Source organism: Vibrio sp. 1F255 (assembly GCF_041439145.1).
GTDB lineage: Bacteria > Pseudomonadota > Gammaproteobacteria > Enterobacterales > Vibrionaceae > Vibrio > Vibrio crassostreae_C.
In genome coordinates this window covers 124,718-145,848 of the sequence record NZ_JBGONQ010000008.1, presented here as the reverse complement: position 1 = coordinate 145,848, position 21,131 = coordinate 124,718, and the positions used below count along the sequence as shown (strand labels likewise).

Annotated in this window: 24 protein-coding genes; 8 read left to right on the top strand and 16 right to left on the bottom strand. The window is 45.7% G+C overall.

Going from position 1 to position 21,131, the window contains the following annotated elements:
* The 9 genes from ACED41_RS07415 to fkpA form a co-directional block, all read right to left on the bottom strand.
* On the bottom strand, positions 1 to 178 hold a 178-nt coding region (locus tag ACED41_RS07415), incomplete at its 3' end, for a GTP-binding protein (RefSeq protein ID WP_262630474.1).
* A gap of 147 nt (positions 179 to 325) precedes the next feature.
* Entirely contained in the window at positions 326 to 2,422 is a 2,097-nt protein-coding gene (gene fusA / locus ACED41_RS07410; protein WP_017061101.1) for an elongation factor G, read from the bottom strand.
* Between the two features lie 166 nt (positions 2,423 to 2,588).
* Complete coding sequence (gene rpsG, locus ACED41_RS07405; RefSeq protein ID WP_010435163.1) at positions 2,589 to 3,059, bottom strand: 30S ribosomal protein S7; 471 nt, start codon at positions 3,057 to 3,059, stop codon at positions 2,589 to 2,591.
* Positions 3,060 to 3,166: 107 nt separating this feature from the next.
* Positions 3,167 to 3,541: a 30S ribosomal protein S12 gene (gene rpsL / locus ACED41_RS07400; protein WP_004737194.1), complete on the bottom strand. Its 375-nt coding sequence runs from the start codon at positions 3,539 to 3,541 to the stop codon at positions 3,167 to 3,169.
* Between the two features lie 182 nt (positions 3,542 to 3,723).
* On the bottom strand, positions 3,724 to 3,999 hold the full coding sequence (gene tusB, locus ACED41_RS07395) for a sulfurtransferase complex subunit TusB (protein WP_017063711.1): 276 nt from the start codon (positions 3,997 to 3,999) through the stop codon (positions 3,724 to 3,726).
* 8 nt (positions 4,000 to 4,007) lie between these two features.
* Positions 4,008 to 4,364, bottom strand: coding sequence for a sulfurtransferase complex subunit TusC (gene tusC, locus ACED41_RS07390; protein WP_371724727.1), 357 nt, complete (start codon positions 4,362 to 4,364; stop codon positions 4,008 to 4,010).
* Complete coding sequence (gene tusD / locus ACED41_RS07385; RefSeq protein WP_017063709.1) at positions 4,361 to 4,750, bottom strand: sulfurtransferase complex subunit TusD; 390 nt, start codon at positions 4,748 to 4,750, stop codon at positions 4,361 to 4,363. The genes tusC and tusD overlap by 4 nt, the downstream gene beginning before the upstream one ends.
* Complete coding sequence (locus tag ACED41_RS07380) at positions 4,744 to 5,469, bottom strand: transcriptional regulator (protein WP_004729851.1); 726 nt, start codon at positions 5,467 to 5,469, stop codon at positions 4,744 to 4,746. Before ACED41_RS07380 ends, tusD begins: the two co-directional genes overlap by 7 nt.
* A gap of 205 nt (positions 5,470 to 5,674) precedes the next feature.
* Complete coding sequence (fkpA, locus tag ACED41_RS07375) at positions 5,675 to 6,451, bottom strand: FKBP-type peptidyl-prolyl cis-trans isomerase (protein ID WP_017061105.1); 777 nt, start codon at positions 6,449 to 6,451, stop codon at positions 5,675 to 5,677.
* A 131-nt stretch (positions 6,452 to 6,582) separates the two neighbouring features.
* On the opposite strand from fkpA, the gene ACED41_RS07370 reads away from it, so the two are divergent.
* Together ACED41_RS07370 and ACED41_RS07365 are read left to right on the top strand one after the other, a co-directional pair.
* Positions 6,583 to 7,560, top strand: coding sequence for a WD40 repeat domain-containing protein (locus ACED41_RS07370; RefSeq protein ID WP_017063707.1), 978 nt, complete (start codon positions 6,583 to 6,585; stop codon positions 7,558 to 7,560).
* A gap of 5 nt (positions 7,561 to 7,565) precedes the next feature.
* Positions 7,566 to 7,793, top strand: a complete 228-nt coding sequence (locus tag ACED41_RS07365) for a SlyX family protein (RefSeq protein ID WP_009848930.1) — start codon at positions 7,566 to 7,568, stop codon at positions 7,791 to 7,793.
* Between the two features lie 180 nt (positions 7,794 to 7,973).
* On the opposite strand, the gene ACED41_RS07360 is transcribed toward ACED41_RS07365, so the two are convergent.
* The 5 genes from ACED41_RS07360 to kefG form a co-directional block, all read right to left on the bottom strand.
* Positions 7,974 to 8,939, bottom strand: coding sequence for an isoaspartyl peptidase/L-asparaginase family protein (locus ACED41_RS07360; RefSeq protein WP_371724726.1), 966 nt, complete (start codon positions 8,937 to 8,939; stop codon positions 7,974 to 7,976).
* A gap of 217 nt (positions 8,940 to 9,156) precedes the next feature.
* Positions 9,157 to 9,747: a peptidylprolyl isomerase gene (slyD, locus tag ACED41_RS07355; RefSeq protein WP_017061108.1), complete on the bottom strand. Its 591-nt coding sequence runs from the start codon at positions 9,745 to 9,747 to the stop codon at positions 9,157 to 9,159.
* A gap of 94 nt (positions 9,748 to 9,841) precedes the next feature.
* Positions 9,842 to 10,042: a YheV family putative zinc ribbon protein gene (locus ACED41_RS07350; protein ID WP_019825339.1), complete on the bottom strand. Its 201-nt coding sequence runs from the start codon at positions 10,040 to 10,042 to the stop codon at positions 9,842 to 9,844.
* 156 nt (positions 10,043 to 10,198) lie between these two features.
* Positions 10,199 to 11,995 carry a glutathione-regulated potassium-efflux system protein KefB gene (kefB, locus tag ACED41_RS07345; protein WP_371724725.1) on the bottom strand — a complete coding sequence of 599 codons (1,797 nt, stop codon included), beginning with the start codon at positions 11,993 to 11,995 and terminating at the stop codon, positions 10,199 to 10,201.
* Complete coding sequence (kefG, locus tag ACED41_RS07340; protein WP_010435196.1) at positions 11,982 to 12,566, bottom strand: glutathione-regulated potassium-efflux system ancillary protein KefG; 585 nt, start codon at positions 12,564 to 12,566, stop codon at positions 11,982 to 11,984. Before kefG ends, kefB begins: the two co-directional genes overlap by 14 nt.
* A 173-nt stretch (positions 12,567 to 12,739) precedes the next feature.
* On the opposite strand from kefG, the gene ACED41_RS07335 reads away from it, so the two are divergent.
* From ACED41_RS07335 to crp, 6 genes are all read left to right on the top strand, one after another.
* Positions 12,740 to 14,662, top strand: a complete 1,923-nt coding sequence (locus tag ACED41_RS07335) for an ABC transporter ATP-binding protein (protein WP_137001274.1) — start codon at positions 12,740 to 12,742, stop codon at positions 14,660 to 14,662.
* Positions 14,659 to 15,129, top strand: coding sequence for a TIGR02444 family protein (locus tag ACED41_RS07330; protein ID WP_017061113.1), 471 nt, complete (start codon positions 14,659 to 14,661; stop codon positions 15,127 to 15,129). Before ACED41_RS07335 ends, ACED41_RS07330 begins: the two co-directional genes overlap by 4 nt.
* A gap of 205 nt (positions 15,130 to 15,334) precedes the next feature.
* Positions 15,335 to 16,342, top strand: coding sequence for a hydrolase (locus ACED41_RS07325; protein ID WP_065584301.1), 1,008 nt, complete (start codon positions 15,335 to 15,337; stop codon positions 16,340 to 16,342).
* Positions 16,343 to 16,437: 95 nt separating this feature from the next.
* Complete coding sequence (locus tag ACED41_RS07320; RefSeq protein WP_371724724.1) at positions 16,438 to 16,650, top strand: YheU family protein; 213 nt, start codon at positions 16,438 to 16,440, stop codon at positions 16,648 to 16,650.
* Positions 16,651 to 16,727: 77 nt separating this feature from the next.
* Positions 16,728 to 17,597, top strand: coding sequence for a phosphoribulokinase (locus tag ACED41_RS07315; protein WP_004729650.1), 870 nt, complete (start codon positions 16,728 to 16,730; stop codon positions 17,595 to 17,597).
* Between the two features lie 239 nt (positions 17,598 to 17,836).
* Positions 17,837 to 18,469 carry a cAMP-activated global transcriptional regulator CRP gene (crp, locus tag ACED41_RS07310; RefSeq protein WP_004729651.1) on the top strand — a complete coding sequence of 211 codons (633 nt, stop codon included), beginning with the start codon at positions 17,837 to 17,839 and terminating at the stop codon, positions 18,467 to 18,469.
* Between the two features lie 183 nt (positions 18,470 to 18,652).
* On the opposite strand, the gene ACED41_RS07305 is transcribed toward crp, so the two are convergent.
* Together ACED41_RS07305 and astD are read right to left on the bottom strand one after the other, a co-directional pair.
* Positions 18,653 to 19,444, bottom strand: coding sequence for a DUF1338 domain-containing protein (locus ACED41_RS07305; protein ID WP_371724723.1), 792 nt, complete (start codon positions 19,442 to 19,444; stop codon positions 18,653 to 18,655).
* A gap of 213 nt (positions 19,445 to 19,657) precedes the next feature.
* Positions 19,658 to 21,115, bottom strand: a complete 1,458-nt coding sequence (gene astD / locus ACED41_RS07300) for a succinylglutamate-semialdehyde dehydrogenase (protein WP_371724722.1) — start codon at positions 21,113 to 21,115, stop codon at positions 19,658 to 19,660.
* Between the last annotated feature and the right edge of the window lie 16 nt (positions 21,116 to 21,131).

The following is a 21,131-nucleotide window of genomic DNA, read 5'->3' as shown; positions in this document are numbered from 1 at the left end:
CGCGCTCACGCTCTTCTGGAGCGTTATCGATAGATGCGAAATCTTTAGCAACACCGCCGTATACTTTTGCAAGAGTAGTACAGATAGCAGCAGTTAGAGTTGTTTTACCGTGGTCAACGTGGCCGATAGTACCAACGTTTACGTGCGGTTTCGTACGTTCAAATTTTTCTTTAGACACAATCGTGTTCCTTCCTAGTTATGATTCGCCACGTTCATTATTGAGCGAGACGCGCCAGAAATTGCTATTTTATGCGCCAACTCTCGTTAGCGCAATATTTGGACGCATTGTTCTTTCAAAAAATGAAAAAAAATGCCTTCCTTTTGTTTAACCACGCTCTGCAATGATTGCTTTTGCAACATTGTTAGGCACTTCAGCGTACTCACTAAACTCCATAGAGTAAGAAGCACGACCTTGTGTCGCAGAACGTAAATCAGTTGCGTAACCGAACATGACAGACAACGGAACTTGTGCACGAATTATCTTCAGGCCAGCTGTCCCCTCGTCCATACCTTCGATGATGCCGCGACGACGGTTAATATCGCCAACAACGTCACCCATCCAGTCTTCTGGAGTAGTTACTTCAACTTTCATCATAGGCTCAAGCAGAACCGGTTGCGCTTCAAGTGCACCCGTTCTGAAAGCCATAGAGGCAGCGATTGTAAACGCCATCTCACTTGAATCTGTTTCATGGTAAGAACCATCATATAGTGTAGCTTTGATATCCAAAACTGGATAGCCAGCAAGCACACCATTGTTCATCTGCTCTTCAACGCCTTTAGCAACTGAAGCGATAAACTCTTTCGGTACGATACCATTGGCAATTTCATCCACAAAGACAAAGCCTTCGCCAGCTTCTGATGGTTCTAGTTTCAGCCATACGTGACCGTACTGACCTTTACCACCATGTTCACGGATAAATTTACCTTCCGCTTTCGCTGTACCACGAATAGTCTCACGGTAAGCCACTTGCGGGTTACCAACGTTGCAGTTCACGCTAAATTCGCGCTTCATACGGTCAACGATGATATCTAAGTGTAGTTCACCCATACCAGAAATCAGAGTCTGGCCAGTTTCCGCATCCATATCAACGCGGAACGATGGGTCTTCCGCTGCTAGTTTACCTAGAGCGATAGTCATTTTGTCTTGATCAGCTTGAGAGCTTGGCTCTACAACGATCTGAATAACTGGGTCTGGGAACTCCATGCGCTCAAGAACAATCTTATGGTTCTGGTCACAAAGGGTTTCACCAGTAGTCACATCTTTCAGGCCAATGATGGCTGCGATGTCACCTGCTCGTACTTCTTTTACTTCTTCTCGCTTGTTTGAGTGCATTTGAACAATGCGACCTAAGCGTTCACGTTGTTTCTTCACAGAGTTATAAGCTGTTTTACCGCTTTCAACAACACCAGAGTAAACACGGATGAAAGTTAAAGTACCAACGAATGGGTCTGTTGCAATCTTAAATGCTAGCGCTGAGAACGGTTCTTTGTCGTCTGCGTGACGCTCTGCTTCGTTCTCATCTTCATCGATACCTTTAATTGCAGGTACATCGACTGGAGAAGGAAGGAAATCAACAACTGCATCTAGAACAGCTTGTACACCTTTGTTTTTGAATGCACTACCACAAGTAGCAAGTACGATTTCATTATTAAGGGTACGAGTACGAAGACCTTGTTTGATTTCAGCTTCTGTTAGTTCACCTTCTTCAAGGTACTTATCCATCAGCTCTTCATTTGCTTCTGCAGCAGCTTCAACAAGTTCTGTACGATATTCTTCAGCCATTTCTTGCATGTCTGCAGGAATATCTTCGTACGTGAAAGTCATGCCTTGGTCAGCTTCATTCCAGTTAATTGCCTTCATCTTGATAAGATCGACAACGCCTTGGAAGTTTTCTTCAGCACCAATGTTCAGTTGAATTGGAACAGGAGTTGCGCCTAAGCGGTCCTTGATCTGTTCAACTACGCGCAAGAAGTCAGCGCCGGTACGGTCCATTTTATTAACGAAAACCATACGTGGAACTTGGTACTTATCAGCTTGACGCCATACTGTCTCTGACTGAGGTTCAACACCAGATGAGCCACAGAACACAACAACTGCACCATCAAGCACACGCAGAGAACGTTCTACTTCGATTGTGAAGTCAACGTGTCCAGGAGTGTCGATGATGTTAATACGGTGGTCCGAGAACTGAGCTTCCATACCACGCCAAAACGTAGTGGTTGCTGCTGAAGTGATCGTAATACCGCGCTCTTGCTCTTGCTCCATCCAGTCCATGGTTGCTGCACCATCGTGAACTTCGCCGATTTTGTGAGAAAGACCGGTATAGAACAGAATACGTTCACTTGTGGTTGTTTTACCTGCATCTACGTGAGCAACGATACCGATATTACGGTATTGCTCTATAGGAGTTTTACGAGCCACGGTTGAATCCTCTTATTAGAGACTTAGGGACTATTGCTATGTCTAGATTAGGCGTTAAAAGCGATGCTTCGCTAAAAATTGCTTGCCCTAGAAATAGCAATAGTTCCTAGCATAAGCATAGGAACTAAAGAAGTGCTGCAAGGAACCTTGCAGCACTAAAAAGGTATTACCAACGGTAATGTGCGAACGCTTTGTTTGCGTCAGCCATGCGGTGAACGTCTTCACGTTTCTTAACCGCAGTACCTTTGTTCTCAGACGCGTCTAGCATTTCAGCAGCTAGGCGTTGAGCCATAGATTTTTCACCACGCTTACGCGCAGCTTCAACTACCCAACGCATAGCAAGAGCGTTACGGCGAACCGGACGAACTTCTACAGGTACTTGGTAAGTTGAACCACCTACACGGCGAGATTTAACTTCTACCGCTGGGCGAACATTTTCAAGAGCTTCTTCAAATACAGCTAAGTGGTCTTTACCAGACTTCTCAGCCATTGAATCTAGTGCAGTGTAAACGATTTTTTCTGCAGTAGATTTCTTTCCGTCAACCATAAGGATGTTAACGAATTTTGCCAGCAATTCAGATTTGAACTTAGGATCTGGAAGGATCTTACGCTGACCTATTACGCGACGACGTGGCATGGATATTCTCCGTTGTCTTCTTCAGGTTTTTTCCAAAACTTTTCAGAATAATAAATAAAATAGTGTTTGGCCTTACTTAACGATTTCTTTTTAAAAAAGAGAATCAATTAAGACTTAGGACGTTTCACACCGTACTTAGAACGACCTTGTTTACGGTCGTTAACGCCAGCACAGTCAAGTGCGCCGCGAACAGTGTGGTAACGAACACCCGGAAGGTCTTTTACACGACCGCCACGGATTAGTACAACACTGTGCTCTTGTAGGTTGTGGCCTTCACCGCCGATGTACGAAGTTACTTCGAAACCGTTAGTTAGACGTACACGACATACTTTACGTAGTGCCGAGTTAGGTTTTTTAGGTGTAGTAGTGTAAACACGAGTACATACACCACGTTTTTGTGGGCACGCTTCTAGTGCAGGCACGTTGCTTTTAACAACTTGCTTTACACGAGGTTTGCGAACCAACTGGTTAATAGTTGCCATTAACTAGCTCCTGAAATTTACTTGAAAGTAAGCTTTGTGAAAAATCTATCCCTAATCACAAGTCGTAATTAGGGACGCAAAATTCTATTCAGCAGTGGGAGGTGTGTCAAGAAATATACAGATCTTTTTTAGCCGTCTAGAGCTCAGGATGGTCTACTTTTAACCAAACTGATAAAACACAGCTACCAAGTGACTGATTTGTCGTTCAAAACCGTCAGTTTAACGAAGCCATCGAAGTCAACTTGATCAATGGTACTTGAGACAAGTAGTTGTAAACCTCGGCTATCGAGATCTGGTTTTAACACCGACACCTGCTCTACTGCGCAGATTTGAGTGAATAACTCATGATTGGGAAGGCAAACATACACCGCATCTTCCACCAAAAGATACTGATCTTGTGGCTGAGAATAGGTCAATGCGAGTTTAAGTTTGTCGACTGATTTTACAATATGAAGCATAGCGTCCCCTAGAAAGTCAGTACCTGTTGGCACTGAGCTAACTTCTGCGTTAACTCGTCGGCTTCAACGGTGGTCACATCGATCAGCAGGTTGTCTGCTGAAAGACCAAACTGACTCAGACTACGCTGACACACATACACCTGTTCGATGTCGTACAGGTCCATAAGTTTGAATGCAGAGATGTAGTCACGCGATAGTGTTTCGTCGGGCTGCTGCGCTTTGAGAAGCTGTGTCACGCCATCGCCAACAAAGAACACGGCAATGTCTTCACTATATGCGGACGCAGCAAGCAGGGCGTCTAACCCTTCTCTACCCGCAGCGGTCGTATGAGGGAAACTGTTAAATATAAAGGCTAACTTTCTCAAAACTGCACAACCCTATCTTGCGTTAGTAGCGCTTCCGATAAGCTTCCTAATCCGGCTTGAGTAAATCCAGTGGCTAGGTTAGAGGCACTTAGTTGATGTTGCTCTGCTTCTTCAGAGCTAATCACTCCGCGTCTTAGCGCAGCTGCCACACAGGTTTCAAGGCTAACATCGTGTTCATCAGCCAGCTTTTGCCAAGCAGAAGCTAAATCAAATTCATCGTTAGCCGGTACGGTAAGGTCTGAGCCGTTACTCACGCCATCTTGATAGAAGAACACACTGTGAAGTTTGTGGCCCTGTTTAATCAGAGCCACGGCAAACTGGTAGGCACTTCTTGCTGACTGTGAGCCATAGACTGGCCCATTCACTAGGAGTGTATAGCTTAGCAACCCTCTTCATCCTCTGTTTTACGTTGGCGGATGTATAGGTACACGGTGTGCTTAGAGATGTTCAGTCGCTCAGCAACGCGGTTGATCGCGTCTTTAATATCGAAAATACCTTTGTCGTACAGCTCCATCACGATCTGACGGTTCTTAGTATTGTTCGATACCGATTTGTCAGCGTTAATTTCTTCAATGGTGCGTTCAACCGTTTGGTCGACAAGTTCTTCAACGTCACTAGCGAAGTTAACCGATGATGCGGCTTCGTCTGCGTCTTGCGTAGGCATGAACGATTGCAGTACTTGTGAGAATGGCGCGTCTAGATTCACGTTAATACACAGTAGGCCAATCACTCGGTCTTCACCATTGCGGATAGCAACCGTGATCGACTTCATCAACACTCCGCCTTTAGCGCGAGTGAAGTATGAACGTGAGAAGTTACGCTTAGAACCTTCAATATCTTTTAGCATCTTCAATGCAAGATCGGTAATCGGCGAGCCAACCTGACGACCTGTATTTTCGCCGTTGGCAATTTTAATCGCAGAAGTATTGAGGTCTTCTAAAGAGTGCAAAACGATTTCACAAAACGGACCAATAAGGCTCGCAATACCGTCAACAACGGCCTCATAAGATCTTAGAATGATTTTATCGTGTTCACTGAATGGCATAACGTGGACTGATTCCATTTCAAGTAACACATCTGCATTGACTGTTTCTGTAGTAGTCACTTATTCCTTACCTTCGTGTGAAAAATCAACAAATTTATGTAAGTTTATCAGAAAATTTTAATTGCACACCTAGCTAACATTGCAACTAGTGATTTAGAACAAGTTTAAAAATCAAATACTCATCTTCAAATCATAAAAAAAGCCTAACTCAAAGTTAGGCTTTTTATTCAATCAACGTATTTTAGTACGAGGCTTTTAACCGATATTACTGTGCAGGAGCTGCTTCAGCGTTATCGATGTTTAGTAGTTCTACTTCGAATACTAGCGTTGAGTTAGCTGGGATAGTCGGTGTGTCTTGCTCACCGTATGCTAGCTCTGGCGGGATAACGAACTTGTACTTAGAACCAACTTGCATCAGTTGTACGCCTTCAGTCCAGCCTGGGATTACGCGGTTTAGTGGGAATGTTGCTGGTTCGCCACGATCGTAAGAGCTGTCGAACTGAGTACCGTCTGTTAGCGTACCTTTGTAGTGTACTTGAACGGTATCAGTGTCTTTTGGAGAAGCGCCTTCACCAGCAGTCATTACTTGGTAAAGTAGACCAGATTCAGTTTGCTTAACGCCTTCAGTTTTAGCGAACTCAGCGCGGAAGTCATCACCGGCTTTCTTCACTTCTGCAGATTTTTCTGCCGCTTGTGCTTGCATCGTTTCAGCAACACGCTTGTCTAGAGCTTCAAGAGCTGCGCGAGTTTCTTCTTCGTTAAGTGCTGTTTTCTCTGCGAATACGTCTTCGATACCTTGAAGAACCATATCTTTGTCTAGGTTGATACCTAGCTCGCTTGGCTTATCAATGCTTGTGCTTAGGTAGTTAGCGAAAGATACACCGATTGCGTAAGCCGCTTTGTCATCTTCTGTTTTAAAGTTTACTGCTTCAACTTTAACTTCTTCTACCTGTGGAGCTTCTGCCTTTGGTTCTTCTTTCTGACAACCAACTGCTAGCATAACCGTTGCGGCAAGCAGTGATACTTTTAAAACTGATTTCATTGAATTCTCCAATTAATGGCCAAGCCATTGGTTATTGTGCACAAATCTAATGATTAGATTGGTGTGAATACGTTAGTTATAACAATATACTAGTCATATGTCTTTCGACACAAACCGGATTATTAGATGTGATGCGAATATTTTTCCACTCATTGCTATGTACAATTGTCATCACCTTGTTAAATGGTTGCTTTTTCTTCCAAGATGATGAGCAGCGTTGGGAAATTGAGCCCAATGGTGCCACCAGCTTTGCACTCAGCAGAGATGGACGCTTCGCCCTGCTCTACTCTCAGCAAAAGCAACTGCTCCTTTGGGACCTCGCCGAAGACCAAGAGTTGGCTCAGCTTGGTCCACAAGACCAGTTAGAAAACCAAGTATCGCGTATCCGTATCTCGGACAATGGCCGTTTTGCCATTACCGCTAGCCAGATGAACTTCGCCGTTTGGGACTTATCTTGGACTCAAGCACAAGGGCTCTGGTCTATCTCCGACGGCTTGATTCGCGATGTCGATATCTCTAGCAATGGTGAAAAAGTACTGCTTGGCCTTTCTAATGGAAAAGCCATCTATGTGGACTTAGTCACCGGACGCCGTCTGGAGTTCCTTGCTCACCGAGAAAAAGTGAATTCAGTCTCCCTCTCTTCTAATGGCCGCTACGCATTATCAGGCGGCAACGACTACAAAGCTTACCTTTGGGATACCGAGTCGGGCTTGGTGTTGCGCACCTTTGAGCATGAACAAAGAGTAGTACGAGTCGCGCTACAACGCGATGGTGAACTGGCTTTTACCTCTGATGGCGGCAATCAAGCGATGATTTGGGATCTTGAAACGGGCGAACCTCAAGCGCAATTGCAAAGCTGGTCTCGACAGTTGATTTTTTCGAGTGCTCGTTTTTCTGATGACGGCAGCATGTTGGTGACGGGCACGCCATCCAGCCAAGTGAGTGTGTGGAATACTCAGGATGGCAAACGAATTTCTCGCCACGATGCTGAGCCACTAAAAGATGCTCGCCCTCCTCGTGCGGTAGTGTATGATGCAGCCTTTGATGATAAGAACCGTGTGATATCGGGCACCTCTGCGGGCATTGCCCAAGCTTGGAATGTGGATTAAGAACGATGACAGAAAAGCGAGTTGAACAACTAGAAAGCCGCGTAAATGACCTAGAGTGTCAGCTAGCTTTCCAAGAACAGACCATTGAAGAACTCAATGAAGCGCTTAGCCAACAACAAATGTTAATCACGAGAATGCAAGATCAGATGAAGTTCGTGGTTGGCAAAGTAAAAAATATGGATGGCTCTAATCTAGCTGACGCATCAGAAGAGACGCCACCTCCACACTATTAAGTGCGGTTCAAAATAACCAATTAAATCTAACGACGCATATCGTTAGTTTCTCGTCCTCAATGTGTAAACACATTTCAGGACAGGACATAGAAAACTAAAAGGGCGACAGATACTTATCTGTCGCCCTTTTGTTTATTTCATCTCAGTGAATAAGCTAAAGCCAATTAAGCCGATACCAACTTAGTCGTCGGCATAAATCTTCACTTCAACACGACCTTGAGTATCAACGCTTGCACGATACATTCCTGAGCTGCTCATACCAAAATGTATATCGCCTTGGCCATCGATAGCGATCAAGCCACCTTCTCCACCCATGGTTTTCAATTCACCTTGAATGATCGTTTCACAAGCGGTGTGCACATCTTCTTTCAGATAACGCATTCGTGCTGCGACATCACTGGCGACCATTTTACGTAGGAAGAACTCACCCATCCCGGTTGTTGAGACGGCAACATTGCCATTTTCAGCGATGGTTCCTGCACCAATGATCGGAGAGTCACCCACACGACCGTATTTCTTATTGGTCACGCCACCGGTACTGGTTGCTGCCGCTAAGTTACCCGCTTGGTCTAATGCGACCGCACCAACCGTGCCGTACTTTTTATCGTCAGGGTATTTCTCAGCTTGCTGTTCATCATATTTCGCTTCAGACAGAGCAAAGATGCCTTTCTCTTTCATCGACTGAAGTTGGTCATAGCGGCGCTCAGTAAAGAAGTAATCTTGCTCGGTAAAGGTGTAGTCATGCTCAAACGCAAACTTCTCGGCACCTTCACCAATCAGCAACACATGGTCGCTTTTCCGCATCACATCACGTGCAAGCTCAATTGGGTTTTTGATATGGCGAACGCCTGCAATAGCACCTGCATCCATTTCGCGGCCATGCATCACAGAAGCGTCCATCTCAACAAATTCATCATGCGTTAAAACAGAGCCCCTACCGGCATTAAAGTGCGGGCTGTCTTCCATCACCTTAACCGATGCCACTACCGCATCCAGAGCATCACCACCCGATTGCAATATTTGATAACCAGCCAAAACCGATTTTTCCAAAGCCTCGGTAATACCCGCTTTTAATTCATAGCTCATTTGCTCGCGCAAGATGGTTCCTGCACCACCATGAATGGCAATTGAAAAAGGCTGTGACATACAAACTCTCCACTGACGTCGTCTTATAATGTTGTGCTATCAATACCACATCCATGGTTCGATGTCTGATAACGAAAACCAAACTTTTACGAATGCTTAGATTTGCGGACACTTAGTTTGGTAGAGAAAAGCGAGGTCAAAAAGCGAGACTCCTAAACGCAAAAAGCCTCCACAAGGGAGGCTTTCAAGATTCTTAAACTAAACCGTTAATTCGGTATTAGTGAGAACCACAGCTACCGCCGCCGCAGCAGCCGTCTTTTTTCTCTTCACCGTGGTCATGGCCTTCGCCACCACAGCAACCGCCTTCGTGGTCATGATCGTGGTCGTGACCGCCACAGCCGCCTTCTTGGTGTACGTGACCGTGTTGAACTTCTTCTTCAGTCGCTTCACGAACCGCTACAACTTCAACGTCAAACGTTAGAGTTTGGCCAGCTAGCATGTGGTTACCATCAACAACAACTTCGTCGCCATCTACTTCAGTAACTTCAACTGGGATTGGACCTTGGTCAGTATCCGCTAGGAAACGCATGCCAACTTCGATTTGCTCAACACCTTGGAATACGTCAGCAGGAACACGTTGAACTAGTGCGTCGTTGTGTTCGCCGTATGCGTCTTCTGGAGTAACAGTTGCAGAGAACTTGTCGCCAGCTACTTTGCCTTCAAGCTCTTTTTCAAGACCTGTAATTAGGTTGTTGTGACCGTGAAGGTAATCTAGTGGAGCTTCTGCAGTTGATTGGTCAACTACTACGCCATCTTCAAGTTTCACTTGATATGCAACACTAACTACTACGTTCTTTTCAATTTTCATGAGAGCTCCAAGGAGGTTTGGACTAAGCTCGAACAGTTGAGCTTAGGAAAAATTCTGTACCGGGATATTATGGGGATCAATTAACGAAACTCAATCATTCTGGCTTAAAAATACCGATCATTTCTTGATTCGCGTGTTCAGATTTCTCTACAGTTTTCGGTTTACGCTGTTCTGTGAAGTCACAATCGACACATTCCACCAGCTCGATATTATTTTCAATCCACCAACGGAGTGTGTCTTGAGTACTGCAACTTGGGCAGCTTGCCCCTGCGATAAAGCGTTTTTTCTGTTTCACGTTCATATCCTTTACTACTCTGGATTCGCGGTTCTTCCCACTCACTTTATTGATAAGTTAAGCAGAGACCGCGTTTATTATTAGGTTAGTTCTATAGTCTGTTATTTCTATGCCCAAGCTCTATTTCTAAGCTCAAGCATGAGTTATCACTTCAAGCTACTGCCAATAGTTTCGAGATTGGTGATCGTTTTCCATCTCGTGTCCAAAGATCTCTTCAAGTTCTTTACGAGCCTCTTTCGCTCTTTGGGCTAACTCGGCATCTTCGTTATGCTGAGGCAGCAACTCTTTCAGCATACCATTATCCAACTTTCTAAAGTGTGCTTCTGCTCGCTTCGCTTTATATGGATGCATGCCAAGTTCAGTCAATGTTTGACGACCTAAATCCAATGCTCCAAGGAAGGTTTCACGCGAATAGTTACTCACACCGTGGTTAAGTAGTTGATACGCTTCAACACGGCTTCGTGCACGCGCCAAGATCTTTAAGCGTGGGAAGTGCTGCTTACATAAATCGACGGTTTTCATGATTTCATCAGGGGAGTCAGTACACAACACAATCGCCTCTGCTTTATCAGCACCGGCTGCGCGTAATAGCTCTAGGTGAGTCGAGTCTCCGTAAAACACCTTGTAGCCGAACTTTCTAAGGATGTGTATTTGGCTGGCATCACTTTCAAGGACAGTGATACGAATCTTGTTGGCATACATCAGACGACCAATGATCTGACCAAAACGACCAAAGCCAGCAATGATCACTCGAGGGCTGCGATCAACCACATCCGAAGACATCGCACTTTCGCTGATTTGGTTCAGTTGACGAGCAAAGAACTTATCTTGCAGCTTAAGCATTAGTGGCGTGGTCACCATAGACAGGCTCACTACTACCAGTAAGAACGACACCTGTTCGCCACTTAAGATGCCCTGCGCACTCGCCGCGGTAAAAATAACGAAAGCAAACTCACCACCTTGGCTAAGAATCATCGCCATTCGGCTACGCGCTTTTGCCTGTGTTCCAAAGATACGAGCTAGCGCGTACAGCACTAAACCTTTCAACACTACGAGGGCCATTACAGCTATTAGTATTGCGAATGGGCTTTCTGCCAATAAACCTAGATTTACCGCCATGCCAACCGAGATAAAGAACAGGCCGAGCAGTAACCCTTTGAATGGGTCAATCGCAATTTCAAGCTCGTGTCGGTATTCACTTTCAGCCAGAAGTACGCCCGCTAGGAAGGTACCTAATGCCATCGACAAGCCAATCCGTTGCATGATCACAGCAATACCAATCACAAGTAACAGCGCCGCGACGGTGAATAACTCACGCACACCACTCATCACTACGTATCGGAAAAGTGGTCTCAACAAGAAGTGGCCACCGACCAGTAGGCCAATCACGCCACCCAGCATCCACAGCATGTCAGCCCAGCTACCGCCGGTATTACCCGCAAGTAGAGGCAACATTGCTAGCATTGGAATAACAGCGATATCTTGGAAAAGCAGTACTGCAAAGCCCGACTGCCCGGCTTCTTTGCCGCCGAGCTCTCGCTCTTCAATAACACGCAAGGCAATCGCAGTCGAAGACAGCGCCAAACCCATACCTATCACGAGACTGGTTTGCCAGGTTAATCCAAATAGACAGGCGATGGCGGTAATAATCAAGGTGGTGATCAACACTTGCGCCCCCCCTAAGCCGAGAATAGGCGCCCGCATCTGCCACAGTTTTTTGGGGTTAAGCTCTAAACCAATAAGGAAGAGCAGCAGCACCACCCCGAACTCTGAGAAATGTAGAATCGCCTCTACATCACTGATTAGGCCAAGCCCCCATGGACCAATAGCGACACCCGCTAATAAGTAACCTAATACTGAACCTAAGCCTGCTCGCTGCGCGATAGGAACAGCAACCACAGCCGCCGCTAAAAATATAGCGCTACTTTGTAGGAAATCATTAGTCAGAGCCATCATTCGCTCCTATATCTTGTAGCGGATCTCGCAACCAATTTCGATATTCTTCAGCGTGTTGGTAACGCGTCATATCCGAGACATTTCTAGCCCAATGTAAAACTAAAGGTGACATCCAGTGCATCTGGCACAAAGCGGCAGTTAGCTCAAACGGTTGCAAGATCTCTTGTAAGGGATACTTATTATAGCCTGCAGCACCAAACGCCTCTTCTTTACCACCCGTGGTGATAACACTGCGCCAATGCTTACCCTTAAGTGCACTTTGCTCACCAAACGCAAAGCCCTTGCCTAATACTCGATCAAACCACTCCTTCAATAACGAAGGACAAGAATACATAAACAGAGGATGCTGGAACACAATCACATCGTACTGCAGAAGCAGTTCATGCTCATAAGGCACATCAATAAAGAAGTCAGGATAGAGGGCATAAAGATCGTGGATTTTAACATTCCCAAGCGACTCTATCTTTTTAACCATGATCTGGTTAGCGATAGAGGTTTGCGGCTCTGGGTGCGCATAGATCACTAATACCTTTGGCACGGGTTTGTCTATCGAGGGAGTAATACTCATTCCTTTGAAACATTCCTTTAAGGGCTAAACGGTGGCAAGGCCACTAGAATTTAAATAAAAGTTATTAATATGTTATTGGCATCATAACGCAAATTGCATTGTGATCGACTTTTATCTGGATTCAGCCTACTATGCAGGCGTCTGTTCACCTCTAATTTCTATGCTACCTCTATATGATTACTTTCTCTGATATTCAATTGCTACGCGGCGGTAAGCCACTCCTCGACCAAGCATCTGCGACTTTTCATCCTGGCGACAAGATCGGTTTGGTTGGTAAAAACGGCTGTGGTAAATCTACGCTGTTCGCCTTAATTAAAGACGAGCTGTCTATTGATGCTGGCTCATTCAGTAAACCAGCCCATTGGGAAATGGCTTGGGTTGCTCAAGAAACGCCAGCACTAGAAAGAACAGCGATTGAATACGCGATTGATGGCGACCGTGAATATCGTGGCCTTGAAGATCAACTAGAGAAAGCTGAACAAGCCGACAACGGCACATTAGTAGCAGAGATCCACGGCAAGATTGAAACCATTGGTGGTTACAGCATAAAGGCACGTGCTGCCGAGTTACTGGATGGCCTAGGCTTTAGCCAAGAACAAATGACATGGAACCTGACTCAATTCTCAGGTGGTTGGCGTATGCGTTTGAACCTAGCGCAAGCCCTACTGTGTCGCAGTGACCTACTGCTACTCGATGAGCCTACCAACCACTTGGATTTAGACGCAGTAATGTGGCTCGAGCGTTGGTTACAAAGCTACCCTGGCACGCTAGTGCTTATCTCGCACGATAGAGACTTCTTAGACCCTATCGTCAACCGCATCGTGCACGTTGAAAACCAACAGCTCAATGAGTACACGGGTAACTACTCATCGTTCGAAACCCAACGAGCGCAAAAACTGATTCTGCAACAAGCGATGTACCAAAAGCAGCAGAAACAGATGTCTCACATGCAGAGCTACATTGACCGTTTCCGTTACAAAGCTTCAAAGGCTCGCCAAGCGCAAAGCCGTATTAAAGCGCTAGAGAAAATGGAACAAGTGCTGCCTGCTCAGTTTGATAACCCATTCAGCTTTGAATTTAGAGAACCAGACGCACTACCAAACCCAATCATGATGATGGATGAAGTATCAGCGGGCTATGATGACAATCTGATTCTAGAAAAGATTCGCTTGAACCTAGTACCGGGCAGTCGTATTGGTTTGCTTGGCCGAAATGGCGCTGGTAAATCAACACTGATTAAACTGCTTTCTGGCGAACTTAAACAGCAAGGCGGTGAACTGAGTTATTCGCAAGGCGTTAAGATGGGTTACTTTGCACAGCACCAGTTAGAGACGCTGCACCCAGAAGAAACACCGCTGCAACACATGATGCAGATTGCCCCTAAACACACAGAGCAACAACTGCGTGATTACCTAGGTAGCTTCGGTTTCCAAGGTGAAAAAGCGCTCGATAAAGTAGCCCCCTTCTCAGGCGGTGAAAAAGCGCGTTTAGTTCTGGCGCTACTAGTATGGCAAAAACCGAATCTGTTGCTGCTCGATGAACCAACCAACCACTTGGATCTCGACATGCGTCAGGCGCTGACGTTTGCATTGCAGACGTTTGAAGGCGCAATGGTTATCGTATCGCATGACCGTTACCTACTCCGTGCGACTACCGATGATTTGTATTTGGTACACGACCGCCAAGTGGCACCGTTTGATGGTGACCTAAGCGATTACTACAAGTGGCTAACCGAACAGCAGAAAGTTGAACGCAAAGAAGCACAAGCATTGGCACCAGCAAAAGACGGCGCCAACAGTGCAACAGCAAAAAAAGATCAGAAACGTAAAGAAGCAGAGTTCCGTAAACTAACGGCACCAATTCGTAAAAAGCTGAGTCAATTTGAAAAGCAGATGGATAAATTAACGTTGGCTCTTGAAGAAGCCGAGCAAGAATTATCCGACACTTCACTGTATGAAGCTGAAAATAAGGCTAAACTGAATAAAGTACTCGCTCTCCAAGCGAGCAGTAAATCACAGCTAGAAGAAGTTGAAATGGATTGGATGTCCACTCAAGAAGAGCTTGAGCAGATGGAACAGGATATGGATAGCTTATGAGCCCAGAGCACGCCCCAATATCACTAACACTGGAACGACTATGGCAATTTAGCCTTCAGTATTACAGTGTGCGCGGTGTAAAGGATGCGTGCCTAGCTTTGCAAAACCAGTTCCACGGCAACGTCAATCTACTGCTGCTTCTCAAATGGCTTGATGAGCAGCAATTGTCTTTTGCTGAAGAGGAGTGGCACAAGGTTCAACAGTGCTTGAGCCGCTCTGAAACCCTGCTTCATAGCTATCGAGAGCTACGTAAACATCTCAAAGCACACGTTGTCGACTCTCTATACCGTGAAGCGCTAAAGTTTGAGTTACAGCTTGAAAAGCAACAACAGTCCGATCTGGTCGACTGTATAAACTCCCTACAGCTGTACGCTAACCAGCAATCACCGCTCACTTTTCAGTACTGTCGTTTATTAGGGGCTGAAAACCTCTACGACGCTTTTTCTGAACCAGCACCACAGCCCTAGCTCATTCTCTTTCCCTTTTATTCAATCAAGATCCAAGCTTAACCTTGATATTATTCAAACGGTTACCCATAGCCTGTTTTTGTATCTCGTATAAGTGAAGCCTTGCGCTTATGCCGAGAATCAACCAAGCTCAAATAAAAACATGGGCGTTTCACTAAAAGCTCAACACTTTATCAAAGCCCATAAAAGAAGCATGGACTGTTTTATGACAATATTTACCGCAGCGGCTGGTCTCTCTAATCCGCACTTACAAACCTTAGTGCCACGGTTTATTAGAAAGCAGGCGTTATTTGATCCTCAATGGCAAACCTTAGAAACTCCCGACGGTGATTTCCTCGACCTTGCATGGAGCGAGGACCCGAAGGGAGATAGCCCCAATAGTGATAATAAAAGCAGAGGAGATGCGAATAATAAGCCCATTTTCGTTCTATTCCACGGTTTGGAAGGCAGCTTTGAAAGCCCTTACGCCAATGGACTGATGAATGCGTTTGCTAAAGATGGTTGGTTATCCGTGATGATGCACTTTAGAGGATGCAGCGGAAAACCGAATCGCTTGGCTCGCGCGTACCATTCAGGAGAAGTAGAAGATGCTCGTTTCTTTCTACGACACTTACACGCGCAATTTCCCAATAACCCAAAGGTTGCGGTTGGTATATCTCTAGGCGGAAACATGCTGGCGAACTACTTGGCTGAGTATGCGGACGACCCATTACTGTCGGCGGCGACAATCGTATCTGCTCCATTTGACTTAGCGTGTTGCTCGAGTCGTATTGAGCGCGGTTTCTCCAAGCTTTATAAGAAGTACCTGCTCAACTCTCTAAAATCGAATGCGTTAAAAAAAGTTAACCTGCTACAGGAAAAACTTGGCATCACAGCTGAAGCCATCAAGAACATCACCAAACTGTATGAGTTTGATGAACGAATCACTGCACCGCTGCACGGCTTCAAAAATGCCCAAGATTATTATGCGCAATGTTCTGCGCTGCCTAAGCTCAACAAGATTAAACTACCGACGCAGATCATTCATGCCAAAGACGACCCTTTCATGACCGATGATGTGATCCCAAAGTTCGTTCTACCCGATAACATCGATTATCGACTGTTCCAAAAAGGCGGACATGTTGGGTTTATTACTGGCAGCACACTCAAGCCAAGATTTTGGTTAGAAGAAGCCTTGCCTGCCTACTATGAAAGTATCCAAGATTCGGCATAATGACCGAGCCTTAGTAAATAGAAGTAAAACAATACTAAGCACACGCATTTCTACATCAATAAACCTATTTATGAACATAAAAGAGAGAAGTATTTATGATCATCCCATGGCAAGACATTGCGCCAGAGACACTGGAAAACCTCATCAAAGAGTTCGTGCTGCGTGAAGGCACAGACTACGGCGACGTAGAGGTTTCACTGAAAAACAAGATTGATCAAGTGAAACATCAATTAGCTTCAGGAGAAGTCAGCATTGTGTTTTCTGAGCTCCATGAAACCGTTGATATTCAAGTCACAAAACGCTTCTAAGCTGCGCTCATAAAGGAGCCGTGTTATAGTGGTAAACGATTGCTAACAAGTAAGTTACTCAAAAGACAAGGGTTGTCATGTCCGCTAAACATCCAATTATTGCGGTGACGGGTTCATCTGGAGCCGGCACCACCACCACCTCAGAAGCCTTCCGTAAAATGTTCAATATGATGGACGTGAAGGCAGCTTGGGTTGAAGGAGATAGTTTCCATCGCTTCACTCGCCCAGAGATGGATGTCGAGATCCGTAAGGCTCGCGAGCAAGGTAAGCACATCAGCTACTTTGGTCCACAAGCCAATGATTTTGGCGCATTAGAAGAGTTCTTCCGTCAATACGGTAATGAAGGCACGGGTAAAGTCCGTAGTTACCTACATACCTTCGATGAAGCCGTGCCTTACAATCAAATGCCGGGCACCTTTACGCCATGGCAAGAGATCCCAGAAAATTCCGATGTGATGTTCTACGAAGGTCTTCATGGTGGCGTGGTAGATGGCGACATCAATGTCTCACAGCACGTCGACTTGCTGATCGGCATGGTGCCAATCGTCAACCTTGAGTGGATCCAAAAATTCGTTCGTGACACACGCGATCGTGGGCACTCACGCGAAGCAGTAATGGATTCTATTGTTCGCTCAATGGATGATTACCTTAATTACATCACTCCACAATTTTCGCGTACTCACATCAACTTTCAGCGTGTCCCAACCGTAGATACATCTAACCCTCTCAACGCTAAAGGGATTCCAAGTTTAGACGAAAGCTTCGTGGTTATACGTTTGCGTGGCATCAAAAACGTCGATTTCCCCTACCTTCTGGCTATGATAGATGGCTCATTTATGTCACGCCACAACACGCTTGTGGTGCCAGGCGGCAAGATGAGTTTTGCTATGGAGCTCATTGTAAGGCCCATCCTACAACAGCTCATCGAAACCGGAAAAATAGGTTAACAAGACGACATTCTGGTTGATTACTTTTCATACCGTGATCATGTGCACAATTTTGCGTAAAAAATCGTAGCTTGGTCACGATTAAAATCAAGAAATAGTACCTGAAAAAGGATACTATTCTTAAACGAAACACAAGATAGCTTGCAGCGCTCAACGAGTGCTCTTATCCTACAAGTCAATCCAGGCTTAGCTAAAATACGGAAAGCGGCAAGCATACCCTGCAGAGGAAGTAAGATATTATGGTTCTAGGTAAACCCCAAACCGATCCAACATTAGAGTGGTTCCTTTCACACTGTCATATTCATAAGTACCCTTCAAAAAGTACTTTGATTCATGCTGGTGAAAAGGCAGAAACCTTGTACTACATCGTTAAAGGTTCTGTGGCAGTTCTTATCAAAGACGAAGAAGGTAAGGAAATGATTCTTTCTTACCTAAACCAAGGTGACTTCATTGGTGAACTTGGCCTCTTCGAAGAAGACCAAGAGCGTACTGCTTGGGTTCGTGCAAAATCTCCTTGTGAAGTAGCTGAAATTTCTTTCAAGAAATTCCGTCAACTTATCCAAGTGAACCCAGATATCCTAATGCGCCTTTCAGCGCAAATGGCAAACCGTCTACAAGTAACTAGCCAAAAGGTTGGTGACTTAGCGTTCCTTGACGTAACAGGTCGTATCGCTCAAACGCTACTTAACCTAGCGAAACAGCCAGATGCAATGACTCACCCTGACGGCATGCAAATCAAGATCACTCGTCAAGAGATTGGCCAGATCGTTGGTTGTTCTCGTGAGACAGTAGGTCGTATCTTGAAGATGCTAGAAGAGCAGAACCTAATTTCTGCACACGGTAAAACTATCGTGGTATACGGCACTCGTTAATCTCGATTAACTGAGCCAAAAATTTGAAAGCCACCAAATGCAAATTTGGTGGCTTTTTTGTTTTCTAAAGATCTAGAGAGCAGATGCGAGATACGAGAAGAACTCACTGAATCCTATTTGTAAACTTCCTCGAAGCGAAGCGTACTCGCATCTTTAGGGTAAAGCCCGTGCTCATATCTTTCTTTAACCGTTGGTGCTCTCAAAGATCTTGTCAGCCGATGCTGCAACAAATCCTGTATAAAGCTCACCATTCGCCATCGCATAACGCTTAGCGAACTCGTAGAAGCCACCAGGAATCACCTCGTTGCCTTCAACAAATGAAACTGGGACTTTGTCTGCCATTGTAGATGATTGCTCTAATAAGACCTCTGGAGAGCCTTTAACCTGACCGCCAGATGTATTGATAGTGAAACCTGAATCACTCAAATAGTCATTCACAGTCTGTACTTCATCGAACTCATTGAGCTGGTTCACACTCACCGTAAAGTGGTTTGCACCGTAACCATGAGCTGCGAGCCAAGACGCGTATTCACTCTCTTTTGCAAGCACTTGGAAATCTGCGAAGCTCAAGTCCCATAGACGACCACCAAACAAGAATTCATGGCCTTGAAGCTTGCTTACGTCGACTTGCTCAACCAATTTAGCAACGATCTGTTGTAAGTCACTTGAACACTCTTCGACCTTCAACTCACTAATGAACACTTTAGGTTGATTTGGATCTGGGTGCTCGTAATGCTTCGCGACTAGCTTCTTACTCTCAAACAAGTAATCGCCACACGCTTTATAACCTAGCTCAAGGAAAGGCTTAGCCAATGTTTCAATACCTAGCGGAGCAACATTGAAAGTACGCAATGCAATGTGATCATTAATCAGCGCTTCGTCTTCTTTCAGCAAGTGATGCACTTTCTCAGCCGATGGACAAAGCCTGTGAATGTAATCGTCCCAAAGTGATTTAAAGAGTAGATCGGGCGTCATGGTGACTCCTTGTCAAAGGTTCTAGCAAGCTAGTAATTTGGATAAGAGAGGGAGAGGCTGAGACACAGAGTCAGCAGCCATCAGCCTGTGACATACTTTTTCTATTATTATCTACCGCCCAATCTAGGTGTCGGACGTGATGGAAAAGGAAAGCGATAACACCACTTCCCTATTTCAAGCTTAACGCATGAGCCTAAGACTCATTAGCCTAAATTAAAGCTCAATACCCGGGCTAAACGTTGCTGGAAGTTGAGTTTCACCGCCTTCCATTGAAGCCATAGGATAAGCACAGTAGTCCGCCGCATAGTAAGCACTTGGGCGTAGGTTGCCTGAAGCACCCGGACCACCAAATGGTGCATCACCACTTGCGCCTGTTAGCTGACGGTTACGGTTAACAATACCCGCACGGATATGGTCAACGAAGTATTCCCATTCAGAATCATCTGTTGATACAAGACCCGCAGACAAACCAAAACGAGTGTCGTTAGCTAGCTCAACCGCTTGCTTTAGCGATTGGTAACGAACCACTTGTAGCAGTGGACCGAAGTACTCTTCATCCGGCAGCTCAGCAATGTTGGTTGCGTCGATAATACCCGGAGAAACAAACGCCGCTTGACCCGCTTTTGCTTCTACTAGGCTGACGCCGCCTAACGATTGTAGATTCGCTTGCGCGTCCAGAATGAACTTAGCCGCAGCTTCAGAGATCTGAGGACCCATGAAGGGTGCTGGTTCAGCGAATGGCTGATCAACACGAATCTTTTGCGTCGCTGCGACCAGCTTATCGAGTAGCAGATCCCCCTTCTCGCCAACAGGCACGTACAAACGACGAGCACATGTACAACGTTGACCCGCACTGATGAACGCCGATTGGATAATGGTGTATACCGTTGCGTCTGCGTCACCATATTGGTCAGTGATCACCATAGGGTTATTGCCACCCATCTCTAGTGCCAGCATCTTGCCCGGTTGGCCCGCGAATTGACGGTGAAGGATATGCCCCGTATTAGCACTACCTGTGAACAGCACGCCATCAAGACCTTTAGCATCGGCCAGTGCGATACCTGTCTCTTTAGCGCCTTGTACTAGGTTGATTACGCCAGCAGGAAGACCCGCTTCTTGCCATAATTTCATCGCAAACTCACCCGTCCAAGGTGTCTGCTCTGAAGGCTTAAATACCACGGTATTACCCGATAGCAGTGCAGGAACAATATGACCGTTAGGTAGGTGACCAGGGAAGTTATAAGGACCAAATACTGCCATCACGCCTAATGGACGGTGACGCAGTACAATCTGGTTGCCTGCCGCTTCACGAGAAGCTTCACCGGTACGCTCATGGTAAGCACGAATTGAAATAGCAATCTTGCCCGCCATTGCGCCCGCTTCAGTGCGAGTTTCCCAAATCGGTTTACCCGTCTCTTTCGCGATGATTTGCGCGATTTCTTCGCTGTTCTCTTTAACTTTCTCAGCAAAGTTCAACACGATCGCTTCACGCTCTGCAAAGCTCAGTTTTTTCCAAACCAAGAAGGCTTCACGAGCTGCTGCTACTGCAGATTCAACCTGTGCTGGTGTCGCGCTATCACCCTGCCACACTACTTCATTGTTGTATGGGCTTACTGATGTCATGGCGTCACCTTGACCTGCCACCCACTGTCCTGCTATCCACTGAGTCATACTTCTATCCTTAAAA